The 20,989-nt window shown below is 72.0% G+C and carries 11 protein-coding genes; 7 read left to right on the forward strand and 4 right to left on the reverse strand.

What is annotated here, in order from left to right:
* From ACWDZ7_RS31355 to ACWDZ7_RS31365, 3 genes are all read right to left on the reverse strand, one after another.
* Positions 1-8,968, reverse strand: an 8,968-nt coding sequence (locus ACWDZ7_RS31355; RefSeq protein ID WP_451801674.1) for an amino acid adenylation domain-containing protein, incomplete at its 3' end; no start/stop codon positions are given.
* Entirely contained in the window at positions 8,961-9,260 is a 300-nt protein-coding gene (locus tag ACWDZ7_RS31360) for an acyl carrier protein (protein WP_451801675.1), read from the reverse strand. The genes ACWDZ7_RS31355 and ACWDZ7_RS31360, both read right to left, overlap by 8 nt.
* A 95-nt stretch (positions 9,261-9,355) precedes the next feature.
* Positions 9,356-11,086 (reverse strand): fatty acyl-AMP ligase, encoded by a 1,731-nt coding sequence (locus tag ACWDZ7_RS31365; protein WP_451801676.1) that lies wholly within the window; start codon positions 11,084-11,086, stop codon positions 9,356-9,358.
* Positions 11,087-11,486: 400 nt separating this feature from the next.
* Here ACWDZ7_RS31365 and ACWDZ7_RS31370 point away from each other — a divergent pair, with 400 nt between their 5' ends.
* From ACWDZ7_RS31370 to ACWDZ7_RS31400, 7 genes are all read left to right on the forward strand, one after another.
* A complete protein-coding gene (locus ACWDZ7_RS31370) occupies positions 11,487-13,076 on the forward strand; it encodes a tryptophan halogenase family protein (RefSeq protein WP_451801678.1) in 1,590 nt (529 codons plus the stop codon).
* Complete coding sequence (locus ACWDZ7_RS31375) at positions 13,073-14,386, forward strand: cation:proton antiporter (protein ID WP_451801679.1); 1,314 nt, start codon at positions 13,073-13,075, stop codon at positions 14,384-14,386. The genes ACWDZ7_RS31370 and ACWDZ7_RS31375 overlap by 4 nt, the downstream gene beginning before the upstream one ends.
* Entirely contained in the window at positions 14,383-14,943 is a 561-nt protein-coding gene (locus ACWDZ7_RS31380; protein ID WP_451801681.1) for a flavin reductase family protein, read from the forward strand. The genes ACWDZ7_RS31375 and ACWDZ7_RS31380 overlap by 4 nt, the downstream gene beginning before the upstream one ends.
* Positions 14,940-15,923 (forward strand): ABC transporter ATP-binding protein, encoded by a 984-nt coding sequence (locus ACWDZ7_RS31385; protein WP_451801683.1) that lies wholly within the window; start codon positions 14,940-14,942, stop codon positions 15,921-15,923. The genes ACWDZ7_RS31380 and ACWDZ7_RS31385 overlap by 4 nt, the downstream gene beginning before the upstream one ends.
* Positions 15,924-16,009: 86 nt before the next feature.
* Entirely contained in the window at positions 16,010-16,765 is a 756-nt protein-coding gene (locus ACWDZ7_RS31390; RefSeq protein ID WP_451801685.1) for an ABC transporter permease, read from the forward strand.
* Positions 16,766-16,847: 82 nt separating this feature from the next.
* Positions 16,848-17,594: an ABC transporter ATP-binding protein gene (locus ACWDZ7_RS31395; protein WP_451801687.1), complete on the forward strand. Its 747-nt coding sequence runs from the start codon at positions 16,848-16,850 to the stop codon at positions 17,592-17,594.
* A complete protein-coding gene (locus ACWDZ7_RS31400; protein ID WP_451801688.1) occupies positions 17,588-20,023 on the forward strand; it encodes an FtsX-like permease family protein in 2,436 nt (811 codons plus the stop codon). Before ACWDZ7_RS31395 ends, ACWDZ7_RS31400 begins: the two co-directional genes overlap by 7 nt.
* A gap of 87 nt (positions 20,024-20,110) precedes the next feature.
* Here the strand turns inward: ACWDZ7_RS31400 and ACWDZ7_RS31405 are convergent, their stop codons facing one another.
* Positions 20,111-20,956 (reverse strand): sugar phosphate isomerase/epimerase family protein, encoded by an 846-nt coding sequence (locus ACWDZ7_RS31405; RefSeq protein ID WP_451801689.1) that lies wholly within the window; start codon positions 20,954-20,956, stop codon positions 20,111-20,113.
* Positions 20,957-20,989 lie beyond the last annotated feature (33 nt).

A 20,989-nucleotide genomic window follows, 5' to 3' on the forward strand; every position in this document is an offset into this window, starting at 1 on the left:
ACCCATGCGCCACAACAGCCGACTCGACCTCACCCAGCTCGATACGGAAACCCCGCACCTTCACCTGATCATCGACCCGACCGAGGAAGTCCAGCCGCCCGTCGGCCGTCCACCGGGCCACATCGCCCGTGCGGTACATCCGCTCCCCCGCCCCACCGAACGGATCAGCGACAAACCTCTCCGCCGACAGACCAGGACGCCCCAGATAACCGCGCGCCAACTGCACACCGGCCACATACAACTCACCCGGCACACCCGCGGGCACCGGCCTCAACGCACCGTCGAGCACATAGGCCGTGGTGTTCCACACCGGGCGGCCGATGGGTGTGCCGGGCCGGTCGGTCGCCACGGAGCAGGGCCAGGCGGTGACGTCGACCGAGGCCTCGGTCGGACCGTAGAGATTGTGCAGTTCGGCGCCGAGCAGTTGGGAGAAGCGGCGGGCCAGGCTCGTCGGCAGCTCCTCGCCGCTGCATATCACCCGGCGCAGCGGGTCGCACCCGGCCGTGGTGGGCTCGGCCAGGAACGCCGCCAGCATGGACGGCACGAAGTGCGCCGTGGTGATCTTCTCCCGCCGGATCAGTCCGGCCAGGTACGCGGGGTCCTTGTGGCCCTCGGGGCGGGCCACCACAAGCCTCGCTCCGGTGATCAGCGGCCAGAAGAACTCCCAGACCGACACGTCGAAGGAGGCGGGCGTCTTCTGCAGCACCCGGTCGTCGGCGCCGAGCCGGTAGGTGTCCTGCATCCACAGCAGCCGGTTGACGATGCCCCGGTGCGGGACGACGACGCCCTTGGGGCGGCCGGTGGAACCCGAGGTGTAGATGACGTACGCGGGATGGTGCGGACGCAGCGCCGAGGGTTCCCGCGCGACGTCGAGGCCGTCGGTGTCGGGGAGGCGGTCGAGGGTCAGCAGGGGTGCGGCCTCGTCGAGCATGAAAGCGACGCGCTCCGGCGGGTAGCCGGGGTCGACGGGCAGATAGGCGGCGCCGGACTTCAGCACCCCGAGGAGGGCGATGACCAGGTCGAGCGAACGGGGCAGGGTGACGGCGACCACGGTCTCGGGTCCCGCGCCCCGGCCGCGCAGCCACTGCGCCAGCCGGCCCGCCCGCTCGTGGAGTTCGGCGTACGACAGCGCCTGGTCGTCGAGGACGACGGCCACGGCGTCCGGCGTGCGGGCGGCCTGCTCGGCGAGGAGCGAGACGAGGGTGGTGTCCGGCACCGGGTGCGCGGTGTCGTTCCACTCCGCCAGCAGACGGCGCTCGGCGGGCTCCAGGAGTCCCGCGGCCGAGACGGGCTCCCGCGGGGCGGCGGTCAGCGCTCCGAGCAGGTGGACGAGGCGGGTGGCCATCGCCTCGGCGGTGGCGCGGTCGAAGAGGTCGGTGCTGTACAGGAGCGCGCCGCGCAGCCCGGCGGCCGCGCCCTGGGCGGACCGGCGCTCGCCGAACCCGAAAAGCAGGTCGAACTTGGCGACGGGGGCGTTCACCGCCTGGAACCCGGTGTCGGCGCCCAGCAGTTCAGCGACCCTGCCGCCGGCCACCCGGTCCTCGGTGGTGTCGAAGGTCAGCATGGTCTGGAACAGCGGGTGCCGGCTCTGCGAGCGCCGGGGGTTGAGCACCTCCACCAGCCGCTCGAAGGGCAGGTCGGCGTGGGAGTAGGCCGCGAGGTCGGTCTCGCGCACCCGTGCCACCAGCTCTTCGAAGGCGGGGTCGCCGGACACGTCCGTGCGCAGCACGACCGAGTTGACGAAGAAGCCGACCAGGTCCTCCACCGCTTCGTCGGTACGCCCCGCGACCGGGGTGCCGAGCGGGATGTCGTCGCCCGCTCCGAGCCTGGACAGGAGCACCGCGAGTGCCGCCTGCACCACCATGAAGGTGCTGGCGCCACACTCTCTGGCGATCTTCACCACGCGCTCGTGGACATCGGCGGGGACGTCGAACGTGATCCGGTCGCCCCGGTAGGCGGCCGTGGCGGGACGCGGCCGGTCGTAGGGCAGATCGAGCTCCTCCGGCAGGCCGTCCAGTGTCTGCCGCCAGTGGTCGAGCTGGAGCGCGGCCGCGCTCCGCGGATCGTCCTCCGAGCCGAGTTCGCGTCGCTGCCAGAGCGCGTAGTCGGCGTACTGCACCGGCAGCGGCGGCCACGCGGGGGCGGCCTGCGCCTTGCGGGCGTCGTACGCCGTGGCGACGTCCCGGACCAGTACGGGCAGGGACCAGCCGTCGCCCGCGATGTGGTGGAGCACGAAGAGCAGCACGCTGTGTCCGCCGGGAAGGGTGAACAGGGTGGCGCGCCAGGGGACTTCGGCCGACAGGTCGAAGGGGCGGCGGGCGGCCTCCCGCAGTCGTTCGTCGAGCAGGTCCTCCCCGACGGCCAGGACGCTCAGCTCCGGGTGTGCGGCCGGTCCGTCCACGAGGATCTGCCGTGCGCCGTGGTCGTCCTCGGCGAACCGGGTGCGCAGGGCCTCGTGCCGGTCGGCGGTGTCGGCGAGGGCCGCGCGCAGGGCCCCGGGGTCCAGCTCGCCCGCGACGCGCAGCGCGAGCGGGATGTTGTACGTGCTGCTCGGGCCTTCGAGGCGGTGCAGGAACCACAGGCGCTGCTGCCCGAACGACAGCGGGATCCGCTCGGGGCGCTCCGCGGCGGTGACCGCGGTCCGCGCCGGGCCCGCCTCGCCGAGGACCGCGGAGAGCCCGGCCACGGTGGGGGTCTTGAAGAGCTGGCGGATGGTGATCTCGGCGCCGAAGGCGGAGCGGATCCGGGACGCGAGCGCGGTGCCGAGCAGGGAGTGGCCGCCCAGGTCGAAGAAACTCTCGTCGATGCCGACCCTCGCCAGGCCGAGGACCTCCGCGAACAGCTCGCAGAGGATCTCCTCGCGCGGACCGCGCGCTCCCCTGCCCTGTGCCTCGCCCTCGTGCTCGGGCTCGGGAAGGGCGGCCCGGTCCAGCTTCCCGCTGATGTTGACCGGCAGCGCCTCCAGCGTCACGAAGGCGGCGGGCACCATGTACTCGGGCAGCGCGGCGGTGAGGTGGGCGCGCAGCGCGGCGGCCCCCGCCGGGGCGCCGGCCGGGACGACATAGGCGACCAGGCGGCGGTCACCGGGCCGGTCCTCGCGTACGACGACGGCGCACTGGGCCACCGCCGCGTGTCCGGCGAGCACGGACTCGACCTCGCCCAGCTCGATGCGGAAGCCGCGGATCTTGACCTGGCCGTCGGTCCTGCCCACGAACTCCAGGACGCCCTCGGCTGTCCAGCGCACCACGTCGCCGGTGCGGTACATCCGCTCCCCCGGCCCCCCGAAGGGACCCGCGACGAAGCGCTCGGCCGTGAGGTCCGGACGGTTCAGATAGCCGCGGGCCAGGCCCGCCCCACTCACGTACAGCTCGCCCGTGACGCCTGCCGGGACCGGCCTGAGCGCCTCGTCGAGCACGAACACCCGGGTGTTGGCGGAGGGACGGCCGATCGGAACGGTGCCGACCGTATCGGGGCCGCAGGGATGGAACGCGGCGTCGACGGTGGTCTCGCTGGGGCCGTACGCGTTGAAGACCTTGTGGCGCTTCGCCCAGCGGGCGACCAGGTCCGGCGCCGAGGCTTCGCCGGCGAGGACGACGGTGAGCCCGGCCGGGACCGCGTCGGGCGACATGAGGCCCAGCGCGGCGGGCGGGATCGTCGCGTGCGTGATGCGCCGCTCGGTGAGCAGCCGCTCCAGCGGCTCGCCCGCGGCCCGCTCCTCGGGGGCGGCGATCACCAGGGTGGCCCCGGAGAGCCACGCCATGCAGAACTCGGACACCGACGCGTCGAAGCTCGCCGAGGCGAACTGGAGCACCCGGCTGGCCGCGTCGACGCCGAACCCCGGTATCTGGGTCGCCGCGAGGGAGGCGATTCCGGCGTGCGAGACAACGACGCCCTTGGGCCGGCCGGTCGACCCGGAGGTGTGGATGACGTAGGCCGGATGGGCCGGGAGCAGGGGCCTGGTGCGCTCGGCGTCGGTGACCTCGGCGTCCTCGTGTACGGAGTGCTGTCCGTCGGCGGCGTCCAGGAGGACCACGGCGGCCGTGGCCTCGGCGGGCAGCCGGTCGCGCACGGCGGACACGGTCACCACGGCGGCCGGGGTGGCCTCCGCCATGATCTGCCGGAAGCGCTCACGGGGGTACTCCGGGTCGATGGGCACGTAGGCGGCGCCCGATTTGAGGATGCCGAGCACGGCCACGGCCAGGTCGAGCGAGCGGGGCACGGCCAGGGCCACGAAGTCCTCGGGGCCGACGCCGAGCGCGGTCAGCCTGCGGGCGAGCCGGTTGGAGCGGGCGTCGAGCCCGGCGTAGTCGAGGCTCTCGCCCGCGTACTCGACGGCGGTGTGCGAGGGGGTCCGCCGCGCCTGGGCGGTGAAAAGCGTGGGCCAGGTGGCGTCCGGCACGGGGCGGTCGGTGGCGTTCCACTCGACGAGCGCGCGCCGCCGCTCCGCCGGGTCCAGGATCTCCAGCTCGCGGATGGAACGGGCCGGGTCGGCGACGGCCGCTTCGAGGATCCGCAGCAGCCGTTCGACCAGGAGCATGGCCGTGTCCGGGTCGTAGAGGTCGCTGCTGTAGCGGATGCCGCCGTCCATGCCCGCCGCGGTGCCGTCCGGTGCGAACCGCTCGCCGAGGTCGATCGAGAGGTCGAACTCGGCGCCCCCGGTGTCGGAGTCGAGGAGTTCGGCCTCGATGCCGGGGATGCGGCCCAGCGCGTCCATGCCGTCCTGGCGGAACGTGTTCTGGTAGCTGAGCATCACCTGGAAGAGCGGGTGGCGGGAGAGCGACCGGTCCGGCTTGAGGGCGTCCACCAGGGACTCGAACGGCACGTCCTGGTGGGCGTATGCCGCGACGTCGGTGGCCCGTACGCGTTCGAGCAGTTCCCTGAAGGAAGGGGCTCCCGAGGTGTCCGTGCGCAGCACGATGGTGTTGACGAAGACACCGACGAGGTCTTCCAGCGAGGCGTCGACGCGACCCGCTATGGGGCTGCCGACGGGGATGTCGGTGCCCGCGCCGAGGCGGGTGAGCAGCGCCCCGAGGGCGGCCTGCACGACCATGAAAACGCTGGTCCTCGTCCCCTCGGCGAGCGCCCGCACCCGGGCGTGCAGCGCGGCGGGAACGCTGAACTCCAGCCGCTGCCCCCGGTGGGTGGCGACGGCGGGCCGCGGCCGGTCCGTGGGGAGCTCCAGGACGTCCGGGATGCCGGCCAGGGCGTCCTTCCAGTACGCCAGCTGTCTCGACACGGTGCTGGCGCGGTCGGACTCGGAGCCCATCACGTGGTGCTGCCACAGGGTGAAGTCCGCGTACTGCACCGGAAGTTCGGCCCAGTTGGGGGCGGAGCCGGCGGCCCGCGCGGTGTAGGCGGTCGCGAGGTCCCGCACGAGCCGGTCCATGGACCATCCGTCGCCCGCCACGTGGTGCAGGAGCAGCAGCAGGACGTGCTGGCGGGGGTCTTCGGCGAAGGTGAACAGGCGGGTGCGCAGCGGGGTGTCGGCCGTCAGGTCGTAGCGGTAGCGGACGGCCGCGGCCAGCTCCTCGTCGAGGTGCTCGGTGTCGGTGGCGACGACGTCGAGGACCACCGGTGCCGCTTCGGGGGCGCGCACGATCTGGCGCAGCCCGTCCGCGTCCTCCGCGAAGAGGGTGCGCAGCGGTTCGTGCCGGGCCACGACGTCGGCCACGGCGGCTTGCAGCGCGGCCACGTCGAGCGGGCCGGTCAGGCGCAGGGCGGCGGGGATGTTGTACGTGGCGCTGGCTCCGTCGAGGCGGTCGAGGAACCACCAGCGGTGCTGCGCGAAGGAGGCCGGGAGCCGCTCGGGCCGGGGGTCGACCCGCTGCGGGGTGCGCGGGTCCGCGGTGTCGCGGTCCGCCTGGCCGAGGGTGCCGGCCAGCTGGGCGACGGTGGGGGCGTCGAACAGTTCACGGATGGTCAGCTCGGCGGCCAGCGCCGTGCGGATGCGGCTGACCAGGCGGGTGGCGAGCAGGGAGTGGCCGCCCAGTTCGAAGAAGTCGTCGTCGATGCCGACCCGTTCCACGCCGAGGACCTGCGCGAACAGTTCGGCGAGCGTCTCCTCCCGCGGATCGCGGGGCGCGCGGGACTCGGCCGCGGACTCGTAGCGGGGTGTGGGCAGGGCCTTGCGGTCCAGCTTGCCGTTCGGTGTCAGCGGCAGCGCCTCAAGGATGACGAACGCCGAGGGGACCATGTACTCCGGCAGCGCCGCGGCCGCGTGCGCCTTCAGCGCGGGGGGCACCGACGGGTCCTGGCCGCCCACGACATAGGCGACCAGGCGGCGGTCCCCTGGCTGGTCCTCGCGGACCACGACGGCACACCGCTCGACCGCTTCGTGCGCCGCCAGCACGGACTCGATCTCTCCCAGCTCGATGCGGAACCCCCGCACCTTCACCTGGTCGTCGGCCCGGCCCACGAACTCCAGGACGCCTTCGGGCGTCCACCGCACCACGTCACCCGTGCGGTACATCCGCTCCCCGGCGGACCCGAACGGATTCGCCACGAAGCGCTCGGCCGTGAGTCCCGGCCGGTTCAGGTAGCCGCGGGCCAGGCCCGCGCCCGCGACGTAGAGCTCGCCCGGGACCCCTACGGGGACGGGCCGCAGCGTGCCGTCGAGGACGAACACCCGGGTGTTCCTGAAGGGGCGGCCGATGGGCACGGCGCCGTCCGGCGTGGGGGCGCCCGGTGCGATGCGGTGGTCGAGGCAGTTGACGGTCGCCTCGGTGGGGCCGTAGGCGTTGTAGACCACGGCGTCCGGGTGACGGGCCCGCCAGCGGTCGAGTGCGGGGCCGAAGAGCGCCTCGCCGCCGAGGATGAGGCAGCTGTCGGGCGAGGCCTCGTCCGGCAGCGCGAGCAGCATCTCCAAGTGGCTCGGCGTCACCTTCATGAAGGAGGGCTGGGCCGTGCCTAGCAGGGCGTCCTCGGTCAGCTCCGCGATGCGTACGCAGCCGCCGCTGATCAGCGGCGTGTAGAGCGCGGTCACCGTGAGGTCGAAGGTGACGGGGGAGTGCAGGAGCGAGGTGCCGGCGGCGGCGGGGTACTCCTCGCGAGCCCGCAGGACGTAGTCCGTGAGCGCCCGGTGTTCGACCACCACGCCCTTGGGCCTGCCCGTCGAGCCGGAGGTGTAGATCACGTACGCCGGGTGGTGCGGCAGGGGCTCCGCGCGGCCGGGCGCGTCGGGTGTCCCCTCGCGCGGGTCCCGCGAGGGGGCGTCGGCCGTGAGTTCGTCGAGCAGGATGTGTTCGGTGGGAGGCCCGGTCCGCGGCAGCCGGGGGGCGGTGCCGGGGTCGGTGAGCAGCAGGACGGGCCGGGCCTCTTCGAGTACGGCGGCGATACGGTCCCTTGGATGCTCGGGGTCCAGCGGCACGTAGGCGGCACCGGACTTCAGCACCGCGAGCAGCGCCACCACGAGGTCGGCGCTCCGGGTCAGGGCGAGGGCGACGAGGGCTTCGGGGCGGGCGCCGCGGGCGACGAGGGAGCGGGCCAGCCGGTCCGACCGCGCGTCGAGTTCGGCGTACGACAGGACGGTGTCGCCGCATTCGACCGCGGGCTCGTCGGGGGTGAGCCGCGCCTGCTCGGCGAAGAGGCGGGGCAGCGGGTCGGTGGCGACCTCGGCCGTCGCACCGTTCCAGTCGCTCACCACACGCCGGTGTTCCTCGGGCTGGAGGAGTTCCACGCGCTCCAGCGGCCGGTCGGCGTCCGCGAGCAGCCGGTCGAGGAAGCCGAGGAACCGGTCGCGGTGCGCGCGCAGCTCCGCGTCCGTGTACAGCTCGGGGTTCGCGTCGAAGTCGACGCGGATGCCACTGGCGGTGTCGGACGTCGCGTACACATGCACCGACAGGTCCTTGACACGGCCGGTGGACAGCTGGCGGGCGACCGCTCGACGGCTGCCGAAGCGCACCGACTGGTCGAAGGTGACGGTGTTGACGACGGGGCCGCCGAGCCCGGCCGAACCGGAGCGGCCCAGCTCGCCGTGGAGCTCCTCGCCCCGGTACTTCTGGTGTGCGGCGGCCGCGAGGACCCGGGGCGCGACCTCGTCGAGCAGCCGGGCGAAGGAGGTCTTCGGCCGGACGGGGACGCGCAGCGTCACCTCGTTGGAGAGCATCGCCGGGGTGGTGAGGGCGGCGCGGCCCGTGCGGGCGGCGACGGGCAGCCCGAGGAGGATGTCGTCCTGCGAGGTCAGCCGGTGCAGGTAGGCGGCCATGGCGGCGATGACGACGACCGGCCACCGGGTGCGGGCGCCGCGCGCGGCGTCCCGTACGGCCCGGACGCGCCCCTCGTCGAGCCAGACGGTGCTGTGCAGGGCACTGGGCGCCGCCGGTGCCGAGCGGCCGGCCGGGCTGGTCGGCTCCAGCTGGCCGGCCAGCTCCGCCAGGTGGTGGGCCCGGTCGCGCTCGTACGCGGCGGAGGACCGGTACGCGACTTCGGCCTCCAGCAGGTCGTCCAGGGCGCCGAACGGCCCCGGCGCGGGTTCCCGGTCCTCGGTGAGCGCCGTGTAGATCTCCGCGATACGCCGGCAGTACAGGGTCTGCGCCCAGCCGTCCATCACGATGTGGTGATAGCGGAGGTAGAAGGTGTACCGCCCGTCGGCCGTACGGAGCAGGGCGTGGGCGGCCAGGGGGTCGCGGGACGGGTCGGCGGGCGTGGCCAGGTCGGCGCGCATCCAGCGCTCGGCCGCCTCCCGGGGACCGTCCTCACCTCGTAGATCGACGCTGTGGAAGGGCAGTTCGTCGCCGGTGGGGGTCTGCCACAGCCCGTCGGCGTCCTCGGTGAAGCGCATACGTACCGTCTCGGCCTCCAGGGCCGTACGGCGCACCGCGTCGCGCAGGGCGCTCTCGTCGACGGCGCCCTCGATGTCGAAGCACACGCCGCAGTTGTAGAGCGGTCGGCCGGGCTGTAGTTGCTGGGCCACCCAGACGCCGAGCTGGGCTGCGGTCGCGGGTCGGCCCGCCTGACGCACCTCAAACACCTTCGGCCCGCTCCTTCTCAAGTTCGTCCAGCACGAAGTCGACGAGCTCGCCGATCGTCTGGCGCTCCAGTGCCACGGTCGGTTCGAGCACCACGCCGAGTTCGTCCTCCAGATCGGCGGCGAGGGTCATCGCGTACAGCGAGTCCAGCCCGTACTCGGCCAGTGGCACGTCCGGCAGGACGTCCGCCCGCGGCAGCCGGGCCTGCTCGGCCACGCGCGCCGCGACCCACTCCCGCAGGGTGTCCGCGGACCGCGGAAGGCGAGTGTCCTGGGTGTCTTCGGGCACGGTCATCTCGGGCCAGCTCCTCTCCGCAGCCCGGTCCAACGGGCTGGGAAACACAGGGACGTTCGGATGTGTGGGGCGTGGGGGGGCGGTCGCCGCCCGCGTCAGCCGGTGTACTCCGGCCGCAGTTCTCCGGCGAGGCAGAGCCTTCGCATCTCGGCGCGCTGGATCTTTCCGCTCGTGGTGCGCCGCACCTGGCCGCGGCGGAGCAGCAGCACCTTGCCGACGCCTACACCGAACTCCTCCACGACGGTCCTGCGGATACCGGCGGCCAGGGCGCTCAGCGTCACGGTGTCCGGGCTGCCGCTCACTTCGTGGGTGACCACGAGGGCCTCCTCGGTCTCCTCGTCGCCGTCCGTCCCGGCCGGCAGCGGAGCGGTGAACACCGCGCCGACGGCGCCCAGCCCCTCGTGCCGGGCGCGCAGTTCGTGCTCGATGTCCTGCGGGTAGAGGTTGCGGCCGCGCAGGATCAGGGTCTCCTTGAGGCGGCCCGTCACGAAGACCTCGCCGTCCTGGACGACGCCGAGGTCCCCGGTGCGCAGGTAGCCGCTCCCGCCCTCACCGGTGACCGCCCCGAAGGTCTGCCGGGTGGCGGCCTCGTTGCGCCAGTAGCCGCGGGCCACGCTGGCGCCGCGCAGCCAGACCTCGCCCACCCGCCCGGCCGGCAGCACCTCGTGGGTCCGGGGGTCGACGACCCGGATGTCGAAGTCGGGGGCGCGGCCGTTGCCGAGCAACTCCCGGCCGGGTGCGGGGAAGGGCACCTCGCGAAAGACGTGGCGGGCGAGCAGTTCGGTGTCGACACGGGCGACGACGGGCGCCCGGTGGGCCGCTCCCGAGACGAAGACGGTGGCCTCGGCGAGTCCGTAGCAGGGCGACGGCGCCTCGGGGCTGAGGCCTGCCGAGGAGAAGCGCTTCACGAACCGGGCCACGGTGGCCGCGTGCACCGGCTCGGACCCGTTGACCGCGTAGGTCCACCGGGACAGGTCGAGGCGGGCGATCTGCTCGTCGGTCACCCGGCGGCAGCACAGTTCGTACGCGAAGTTGGGCGCTGCCGACCAGCCGATGTCATAGCGGTCGATCATGCGCAGCCACTGGTAGGGACGCTTGATGAAGGTGACGGGGTTCAGGAGCGCGCACGTGCTGCCCAGGAAGAGCGCGGGCAGGGTCTGCGCCATCAGGCCCATGTCGTGGTAGTGCGGGGCCCAGCCGCCGAAGCGGGTGTCCTCGCCGATGTCCAGCGCGCGGTACAGGGCGGAGGCGTTGGCGAGCAGGTTGCCGTGGCTGACCATGACGCCCTTGGGGTCGCCGGTCGAACCCGATGTGTACTGGAGCAGGGCGAGCGTGTCGTGCCCGAGGTCCGGCTCGCGCCAACTGTCGGGGTCGGCCCACTCCCCCGCGTCGGTGGCCAGCAGGTCCAGCGGGGGCAGTTGCTCACCGCTCAGCCAGTCGGCGACGGCCGGCCGGTTCGCGGAGTCCGTGAGGACGGCCGTCACCTCGGCGTCCAGCGCGATGCCGCGCAGGCGTCGGCGTTCGTGGCCGAAGGCCCCCGGCAGCGGAGCGGGGACGGCCACCATGCCCGCGTACAGGCACCCGACGAACGCGGTTATGAACTCGACCGGCGGGTACAGAAGCAGAATGCGGGACCCGGTCGGATACCGGTGCTGGAGTTCCGCGGCGATGCGGCGGGCACCGGTGTCGAACTCGGCGTAGGAGTGGTGGCGGGCATCGCCGTTCTCGGCGTCGCGCACCTGGATGACGGCGTCCTGCTCGGGCCGTTCCCGCACATGGCGGCGTATCGCTTCCACTGCGTTCGGTATATCAATCAGGCTGGTCACGATACGCCGTTTCCTCCGTTGCGATAATTCCCGTAACAGGACCACGACCGTCGGCCGCCACTTCCCGGAAAGAGGCTCGGGGAGGCTTCTCACATTCGTCAAGGACCGCCGACTGGGTGAAGTTATACCGCATCATCAGGGACGTCAAGCAACCGTTTGGAGCGGCCTCCTTATTACTCTGTGAAGACTCAATCGATCTGCGTCTTTAGGCGCCCGCTTAACCATGGTGACCCCGCATACCAGCCACTGGTAGCCTGCTCAAAGTTCTCCCAAAGCCGGACGTTTCCGCAGTTCAGCGACGCCTGGCAGGAACAAATCGTCGCCTGGATACACCGCCACAGAATTCAAAAAGGCACCACATTCTCGATTCGCAGCGGCAGGCCGAGACAGAGGATGGAAGATGACTAAGAGCGTAGTTGTGGTAGGCGGCGGAACAGCCGGCTGGATGACTGCTTCGTATCTGCGGGCCGCTTTCGGTGACCGTATCGACGTCACTCTTGTGGAATCCAAGAATGTATCGTCGATCGGAGTCGGTGAGGCCACGTTCAGCACGGTCCGGCACTTCTTCGACTACCTCGGTCTCGATGAGCGCGAGTGGATGCCGGAGTGCCAGGCCACGTACAAGCTGGCGATCCGCTTCGAGAACTGGCGCGCCAAGGGGGAGCACTTCTACCACCCCTTCGAGCGGCTGCGCGTGGTGGACGGATTCCCCATCACCGACTGGTGGCTGCACACCAAGCCCGGCGAGCGCTTCGACAACGACTGCTTCCTCATCGCCTCGCTCTGCGACGCCAAGAGCTCGCCCCGCTACCTCGACGGCACCCTGTTCGAGCAGGACTTCGCGGAGGAGGGCGGCGACCGCACGTTCCGCACGACGCTCACCGAGCAGAACACGCAGTTCCCGTACGCGTACCACTTCGACGCGACGCTGCTCGCCAAGTACCTCACCAAGTACGGCACCGACCGCGGTGTGCGGCACGTCCTCGACGACGTCCTCGACGTCGCTCTCGACGAGCGCGGCTGGATCAGCCACGTGGTGACCAAGGAGCACGGTGAGCTGCACGGCGACCTGTTCATCGACTGCACCGGCTTCCGCGGGATGCTGCTCAACCAGGCCCTGGACGAGCCGTTCCAGTCGTACCAGGACTCGCTGCCCAACGACAGCGCGGTGGCGCTGCGGGTGCCCGTGGACATGGCCGAGCGCGGCATCCGCCCGTGCACCACGGCCACCGCCCAGGACGCCGGCTGGATCTGGACGATCCCGCTGTTCGGACGCATCGGCACCGGCTACGTCTACGCCAGTGACTACATCGGCCCGGACGAGGCCGAGCGCACCCTGCGCGAGTTCGTCGGCCCCGAGGCGGCGGACCTGGAAGCCAACCACATCAAGATGCGCATCGGGCGCAGCGAGCGCTCGTGGGTGAACAACTGCGTGGCGGTGGGCCTTTCCAGCGGTTTCGTCGAGCCGCTGGAGTCCACCGGCATCTTCTTCATCCAGAACGCCATCGAGCAGCTGGTCAAGCACTTCCCGGGCAAGGGCGAAGCCGACTGGACGCGGATGCGCGACTCCTACAACCGCCAGGTCGGCCACGTCATGGACGGGGTGCGGGAGTTCCTGGTGCTGCACTACTACGCGGCCGCCCGCCAGGACAACCAGTACTGGAAGGACACGAAGACCCGGCCGCTGCCCGACGCGCTCGCCGAGCGCATCGAGCAGTGGCAGACGAAGCTCCCCGACACCGAGTCGGTCTTTCCGTACTACCACGGCTTCGAGCCGTACTCGTACACCGCGATGCTGCTCGGACTCGGCGGGGTTCCGGTACAGGCGCCGCCCACACTGGCCTTCTTCGACGACAGCGCCGCCGTGCGGGAGCTGCAACTCGTGCGCGACCAGGCGACGCAGCTCGTCGGCCGGCTCCCCTCGCAGTACGACTACTTCGCCCACCTGCACGGGCTGGCCCCGGAGCGACGCGCCGCCCGGGCCCGATGAGCGTTCCGCACTGGCTGCCGCTCACCGGCCACGTCGCACTCGCGGTGGCCGTGATCCTGGCCGGTGCGAGGCTCGCGCACCTGCTCGCGCGGCGGACCGGGCAGCCCGCCGTGGTCGCCGAGATCGCCCTCGGCCTGATCGCCGGGCCGCTGGTGCTGCGGCTCGGCGGCGCGGACGCGCTGGATCTGGTGGTGCCGTCCGGCGTCCACACCGCCCTGGACCACATCGGGCACGCCGGACTCGCGCTGTTCCTGGTCGGGGTCGGGTACGAACTCAAGAGCCCGTCCGTCTCGGTCAGGGGCCGCTCGGTCGTCACCACCACCGTGGGGGCACTCGTCGTGCCCCTGCTCTGCGGCGCTCTGCTCGCCCTGTGGGTGCTGGCCGGCGACGAGCCGGCGCTGCGCGGCGACGCTCCCGCACCGGCGCTGTACCTGCTGCTCGCGGTGGGGCTCTCGGTCACCGCCGTCCCCGTCCTCGCGCGCATCCTGGTGGCACGCGGGGCGATGGAGAGCGTCGTGGGGCGGCTGGCCATGACCTCGGCGGTGGTGATCGACGCGGTCGCGTGGGTGCTGCTCGCCGTCGCCGTCGGCCTGGCCTCGAAGGGGTCGAAGGACGTCACCCAGCTGGTCCTGGTGGCCACCGTCTCGGCCGCCGTGTACGTGGCGCTGCGCGCGGCACTGCGCGGCGCTCCCGCCACCCGGTTCGCGGTGGCCCGGCCGCGCGCAGCACTCGTCACCATCGCCGTACTGGCGGCCGGGTCGGCCGCCGCCCTGCGCCACTGGGGCCTGCCCGACATCCTCGGTGCGCTGCTGGTCGGCGCCGCCGTTCCGGTCCAGGGGCCCGACGGACCGTGGTCGCGTGCCGTGCGCACCGTCTCGGACACCGGCCGCGTGCTGGTGCCGGTCTTCTTCGTGACGACGGGGCTGACGGTCTTCACGCGGGAGTTCGACGGGATGCCCTGGGCCGCGATCGCCATGGCCGTCTCGCTGGCGATCGCCGGCAAGGTCGTCGGCACGTACGCGGGGGCCCGGCTCGGCGGGGAGTCGCACTGGGACGGCCTGCGCCTGGGCGTACTGCTCAACACCCGCGGGCTGACCGAACTCGTCGTCCTCCAGGCGGGTTTCAGCGCGGGAATCCTCACCGCCGACCTCTTCCTGGCCCTGGTGGTGATGACGCTCGTGACCACCGCGATGACCGCGCCCGTCTACATCCTCGTGGAGGCCGGGGCCGCGCGGGCCGCCCGGTCCGCACCCGGCGGCGGTCCGACGGCCCCGGGCGGTAAGAGGAACAAGGAGCTTTCCCGGCCATGACAGAACCTCTGCTCGACTCCCCTCAGACCTCCGGGGCGGTGCGCCCCGCGGCCACCGACTTCCGTGCTCTGATGTCCACTTTCCCGACGGGCGTCGCCGTGGTGACCACTGTCGGTCCCGACGGCCGCCCCTGGGGCATGACCTGCTCCTCGGTCACCAGCGTCACCACCGACCCGCCCACCCTGCTCGTCAGCCTGCGCCGCGGCAGCCCGACGCTGGCCGCGGCGCTGAAGGGCTCCGCCTTCGCGGTGAACCTGCTGCACCATCAGGGCCGGCCGGCCGCGGAACTGTTCTCCTCGGGCGCGCCGGACCGGTTCGACCAGGTCGCCTGGCGGGGCGGCGCCGGTCTCGGCGGCCCGCATCTGCTCGACCACGCCCATGCCGTCGCGGACTGCCGGGTCGTCCAGACCCTCTCCGTCGGCGACCACACGGTGGTCTTCGGCGAGGTGTTCCACATCAAGACGCACAAGGGCGCCACCACCCGCCCGCTGCTCTACGGACTGCGACAGTACCGGTCGTGGTCCACCGCCGACCGATACGAAGGGGACGTCCGGTGAACACAGCCGTCGAGGTCCATGAGCTGGTCAAACGCTACGCCCGCCGGGACGTCAAGGCCGTGGACGGACTGTCGTTCACCGTCCCCGCCGGCGAGGTGTTCGGGCTCCTGGGGCCGAACGGAGCGGGCAAGACCACCACCGTGGGGGTGCTCACCACCCGGGTCCGGGCCACCAGCGGCACGGTGCGGGTGGCCGGCGTGGATGTGCGCCGCGACCCGGTGACGGCCCGGGCGCAGCTGGCCGTGGTGCCCCAGGGCAGCAATCTGGACCGCGATCTGACGCCCCGTCAGAACCTGCACTTCCACGCCGCCTATCACGGCTTCTCGCGGGCGAGACGACGGGCACGCGCCGCCGAGCTGCTCGACGAGTTCGGGCTGACGGAGCAGGCCGACATCAAGGTCGACTGGTACTCGGGCGGCATGGCCCAACGCCTCATGATCGCGCGGGCGTTGATGCACGAGCCGCGGGTCCTGTTCCTCGACGAGCCGACCACCGGCCTCGACCCGCAGGCGCGTCTGTTCGTCTGGGAACGGGTCCGCGCGCTGCGCGAACAGGGCGTGACGGTGGTGCTGACCACACACGACATGAAAGAGGCGGCCGACCTGTCCGACCGGGTGGGCATCGTCGACCACGGGCGGCTGCTCGCGCTCGACACCCCGGAAGTGCTCACCCGCGGCGTCCCCGGGCACTCCGTACTGGAGATCGCGACGACGCCGGGCCCCGCGGACACCGCCGACGCACTGCTCACGGCGCTGGCCGCCCTGGACGACGTCGAGCGCGGGGAGCGGATGGCGGACGGCACCCGGGACCGGCCCGACAGCGTGCTCATACGGCTGTACCTGGCCAAGGAGCCCGCTGCCCTGCTGGCCCCGGTCGTCGCCGTCCTTGAGGCCCGCTCCGCCGTGCTGGCCGACGTCCGGCTGGGCGAACCCAGCCTGGAAGACGTTTTCATCGAGCTCACGGGAAGAGGACTGCGATGACCACCGCGCAACGTACGGCACCACCCGAGAACGCCGGCCGGCGGGGCCTGGAGGTGTCCAGGCCCCGTCGGCCGTCCGTTGCCCGCGTGTTCTTCGCCATTGTCTGGCGCGACACCTTCGTCACGGGCAAGGAGTTCGGTCTCCTGCTGGTCCAGATCGCGCTCACGCCGCTGTTCATGCTGTTCATCTTCGCCAAGGTCCTCGGCGAGCTGAACTACGTGCGGCCGGAGTTCGGGGACCTGCTGCTGCCCGGCATCGCGGCGCTTGCCGCCTTCCTGACCGCGCTTCAGAGCGTCGCGTATCCCCTGGTGATGGAGTTCGGCGTCACCAAGGAGATGGAGGACCGGCTCCTGGCTCCCCTGCCGGTGTACATGGTGGCGGTCGAGAAACTGCTCATGTCCATGGTGCGGGGGATGATCGCCTCGGCCTGCGTCTTCCCGATGGGGGCGCTGGTCCTGGGCGGCGCGCCCTGGCGTGCGTCCGGAGTTCCCCTGCTCCTCGTCGTGCTCGCGCTGGGCTCCTGGGCCGGTGCCGCCATCGGCATCACCGTGGGCACGCTGGTCCCGCCGCACCGGATCAGCATCATGTTCGCGGTGATCATGGCACCTCTCATGTTCACGGGCGCCACGCAGTATCCGCTGGTCTCCCTGGACAAGATCGGCTGGTTCCAGGTGATCAGTGCGCTCAACCCCCTGACGTACGTCTCCGAGGGCATGCGCGCCGCCCTGGTGCCGTCCATCCCCCACGTGGACCCGTGGCTGTGTGTCCTGGCCCTGACCGGCTACTCCCTGCTGTTCACGGCCGTGGGGATCATCGCCTTCCGGCACCGGGCCCAGAAGTGAGCCCGGAATTACAGCCAGGTCTACCCCAGGTCTCCAGTCAACGCCCCTGCGGCGGACCCTCGGCGAGAGGTTGGCTATGACCATGACGAATTCGACTGACACCGTCCAACTGTGGTCCGTGACCAAGCAGTACGGCTCGGGGACGCAGACCGTCACCGCGCTGGACAACGTCACCACCACCTTCGCCCGGGGCACCTTCACCGCGGTGATGGGCCCCTCCGGCTCGGGCAAGTCCACTCTGCTGCACTGTGCGGCCGGCCTCGACCGCGTCACCGACGGCAAAGTGATCATCGACGACACTGATCTCAGTGACCTCGACGAGACCGCGCTCACCCTGCTGCGGCGTGACCGTGTCGGGTTCGTCTTCCAGGCCTTCAACCTCGTGTCGGCGCTCACCGCCGAGCAGAACGTGGCGCTGCCGCTGCGTCTCGCGGGGCGCAAGCCGGAGCGGGGGGATCTGGTCGCGGCCCTCTCCGAAGTGGGCCTCGGCCACCGCGGTCCGCACCGTCCCAGTGAGCTCTCCGGAGGTGAGCAGCAGCGGGTGGCCATCGCCCGCGCCCTGATCACCCGGCCCGCCGTGCTCTTCGCGGACGAGCCGACCGGCGCACTGGACACCAAGACCTCCCGCGACGTCCTCGCGCTGCTGCGCAACGTCGTCGACCGTCACCAGCAGACCGTGGTCATGGTCACCCACGACCCCGCGGCCGCCGCCTACGCGGACCGGGTCCTGCTGCTCGCCGACGGACGGATCGTGGACGAGCTGCGCGGCCGCAGCACCGTCGACACGATCGCCGCCCGCATGGCCGCTCTGGAGGCCGTCGCATGCTGAGCCTCGCCACCGTCCGCCAGCGCTGGGTGTCCTTCATCGGGACGTTCACCGCCCTGTGCCTCGGCGTGACCATCCTGTGCATGACCGCTCTGGTGCTCGTCTCCGCACAGCCCGAGGCGCCCAAGCGGTACGCGGGCACCGAGGTACTGGTGCAGAGCCCCGGGGCCGACCAGTCGGACGGCAACTTCACCGAGAACCTGCCGTGGTCGCCCGAGCGCACCGACGAACTGGTCACCGACCTGGAGTCGGTGCCCGGCGTCGCCGCCGCGGTGCCCGACCGGTCCTTCTACGCCCAGGCCGTGATCGGCGGGAAGCCGGTGGACGACCCGGGCCCGGAACTGCGCGGCCACCCCTGGTCCAGCGCGGCCCTGGCGCCGGACAAGCTCACCGCGGGACATGCGCCCCGCACGCACGACGAGGTCGTCGTGGACGAGTCGCTGGGCCTGGCCCCCGGCGCCTCGGTGACGATGCTCACCGCCAAGGGGCCTGCCCCGTACAAGGTGTCGGGCACCGTCGAGTCCTCCGCGTTCTACCTCACGGACGCCGCGGCCAAGCCCCTCTCCGGCGGCGTGCGGGTCATCGGCCTGGTGACCGAGAAGGGCGCGGACGCCGCGGCGGTGGCGAGCGCGGCCGAGAAGGCCGTGGGCAAGGAGGCCGACGTGGTCTCCGGCGGTGCCCTGAAGGACCTGGAGGCCAAGAGCGCGGCGAAGACCCGCTGGATCGGCACACAGATCCTGATCGCCATGGCCGGCCTGACCGCGTTCGTCTCCATCTTCGTGGTCGCCTCGACCTTCGCCTTCAGCATCGTGCAGCGCCGCCGGGAGTTCGGTCTGCTGCGCACCATCGGGGCCACTCCGCGCCAGATCCGCCGGATGATGTACGGCGAGGCCATCGCGGTCGGCGTGGTGGCGGCGGCCACCGGACTGGTCCTGGGCTCCCTGCTCGCCCCGGTCCTCGGCGGCCTGCTGGTCGACGGCGGCCTGGAGCCCGCCGGGTTCACCGTACGCATGTCGGCGCTCCCCCTGCTCGGCTCCTTCGCCCTCGGGCTGCTGGTCGCCCTGCTCGGAGTCTGGTCGGCGTCCCGGCGCGCGGCCCGCATCGCCCCGCTGGAGGCGCTGCGCGAAGCCGCCCTGGAGACGCGGCCGATGACTCGCGGGCGGTGGATCGGCGCGATCGCCTTCACCGCTCTGGGCCTGCTCCTGGTCTTCGTCGCGGCCGGCAGCTCCTCGGACGAGATGATCAACAACGCCCTGTACGCGGCGATGGCCCTGATCGTGGGCCTGACACTGTTCGCCCCCGCGGTCATCCCGCTGGTGGTCAAGGCCGTCTGGTGGCCGCTGGGCCGGCTGCGCGGAGCCACCAGCATGGTCGCCAGGGAGAGCTCCCTCACGGCGGTGCGGCGGACCGCGTCGACGGCGGCACCGGTGCTCGTCACCGTCGGCTTCGCCGTCCTGATCGCCGGCATGTTCCAGATCAAGGCCAGCGGTTATGCCCTGGAGGAGACCGTCCGGCAGAACGCGACATCCGTGGTCACCCCGAAGGGCACCCCCGGCCTCTCGGACGCCGCGCTCGCCAAGGTGCCGGGTGGTGCGTCGCTGCTCCCCACCGAGCTCTACGTGGGAGGCACCGACCACATCGGCGCGATGGGTGTGAGCGAAGGCGCCTTCGAGCAGGCGCGGAAGAAGATGACCGTCAAGTCCGGCTCGCTCGACGGACTCAAGGGCGAGAACACGATGATCGTACGGTCCTCGACCGCGGCCTGGCTCGGCTGGACCTCGGGGCGCACCGTACCCGTCACGTTCGAGGACGGCAGGACCGAGAAGGTCGAGGTGGTCGCGGAGATCACGGACGACTCCTCGACAGCGAGCGTGCTGCTCACCCGTGCCACCGTGCGCGCGCACTCCCCCTCCGCGCTCACCCAGGTCGTGTACGCGACCGGCTCCGAACGGCCCGCGGTGACCGCGTCGCTCGGCGCGGAGACCATGAGCACCTCCGAGTACGCGACACGGACGGACGCCGAGGACGACCGGCTCGTCCAGATCTTCCTGGTCATCCTGATCGGCATGTCACTCGGCTACACGTGCCTGGCGATCGCCAACACGCTGATGATGGCCACCGCCGACCGCGCCGGGGACTTCGCGGTGCTGCGGCTGTCGGGGGCGACCCGACGACAGGTGCTGCGCATCGTCGCGGCGGAGTCGGCGCTCTCCGTCGGCATCGGCACCGCGCTCGGCCTCGGCATCGCGCTGGTCGCCCTGCTCGGCATCCGGTCGGGACTCTCCTCGCAGCTCGGCACCCAGGTCGACCTCAACCTGCCCTGGTCGACGATGCTGCTGACGATCGGACTGTGCCTGCTCCTCGCGCTGCTCTCCAGCGTGCTGCCGGCCCGGATGGCTCTGCGCAGGACCGGCGCCCGGTCCGCCGCCTGAGCCCCCCCCCCGACTGGTGCCCCGGGTCACGCCTCCCCCGCCGTGTCCCGGGGCACCGCCCTTTCACCGGCCCGCTCCGGGCCCGGATCACGGGGCCAGCGCGGCTCGCAGCGCACCGATGGCCCGCGCGGCGACCTCCGGCGCGGCATGGCTGTGCCGGGGCAGCTCCACGGCGGCGACTCCGTCGTATCCGCTCTCCCGCAGCGCGGCGAGCGTGGCCCGCAGATCCAGTTCGCCCGCCCCGAACTCGAGGTGCTCATGGACGCCCGGCAGCATGTCGTCCAATTGCACGTTGACGAGCAGACCCGCGGCGCGGCGCACACAGGCCGCCGCGTCGACCGGCTCGACCGCCACGCAGTGGCCGACGTCCAGGGTGATGCCGAGGAGAGGCGGATCGCCGAGTTCAGCGCGCAGGTCCAGCGCCTGCTCCAGGTGCTGGACGAACATGCCGGGTTCGGGTTCGAGGCCGAGCGGCACCCCGTACCGCTCGCACTCGGCGAGCACCTCACCGACGCCCGACTTCATGCGCTGCCACGCCACATCCGAAGCGACGGTGGAGGGCCTGATGCCCGACCAGAACGAGACGCAGTCGGCATCGAGATCGGCGGCGACGCGTACCGCGCGACGCAGGAAGTCGACACGGCCGGCGGGTTCGTCGCACACCAGGGTGGGGTGGTGCTTGCGGCGCGGGTCCAGGAGGTACCGGGCACCGGTCTCCACCACGCAGCGCAGGCCGAGCGTGGTCAGCAACCGGGCCACGCGCGCCGCTTCGCCCGCCGCGCCGGGCGCGAACGGGTCGAGGTGGGCGTGGTCCAGCGTGAGGGCCACCGCCGTGTATCCGAGGTCGGCGATGGTGCGCAGGGCGTCGTCCAGACTGTGGTTGGCGAAGCCATTGGTTCCGTATCCGAGCCGCAGAGGGGCCGCTTCGTTCATGTGGGGTGCTCTTCCTGGGGACGGTCGGGCGGA

The sequence above is a fragment of the Streptomyces sp. NPDC003032 genome (assembly GCF_053591415.1).

Excerpts from the sequence above, each read along its gene's own strand:
- ACWDZ7_RS31370 (WP_451801678.1), top strand. The coding sequence starts at position 11,487 with ATGACTAAGAGCGTAGTTGTGGTAGGCGGCGGAACAGCCGGCTGGATG.
- ACWDZ7_RS31380 (WP_451801681.1), top strand. The coding sequence starts at position 14,383 with ATGACAGAACCTCTGCTCGACTCCCCTCAGACCTCCGGGGCGGTGCGC.
- ACWDZ7_RS31375 (WP_451801679.1), top strand. The coding sequence starts at position 13,073 with ATGAGCGTTCCGCACTGGCTGCCGCTCACCGGCCACGTCGCACTCGCG.
- ACWDZ7_RS31400 (WP_451801688.1), top strand. The coding sequence starts at position 17,588 with ATGCTGAGCCTCGCCACCGTCCGCCAGCGCTGGGTGTCCTTCATCGGG.
- ACWDZ7_RS31405 (WP_451801689.1), bottom strand. The coding sequence starts at position 20,956 with ATGAACGAAGCGGCCCCTCTGCGGCTCGGATACGGAACCAATGGCTTC.
- ACWDZ7_RS31360 (WP_451801675.1), bottom strand. The coding sequence starts at position 9,260 with ATGACCGTGCCCGAAGACACCCAGGACACTCGCCTTCCGCGGTCCGCG.
- ACWDZ7_RS31395 (WP_451801687.1), top strand. The coding sequence starts at position 16,848 with ATGACGAATTCGACTGACACCGTCCAACTGTGGTCCGTGACCAAGCAG.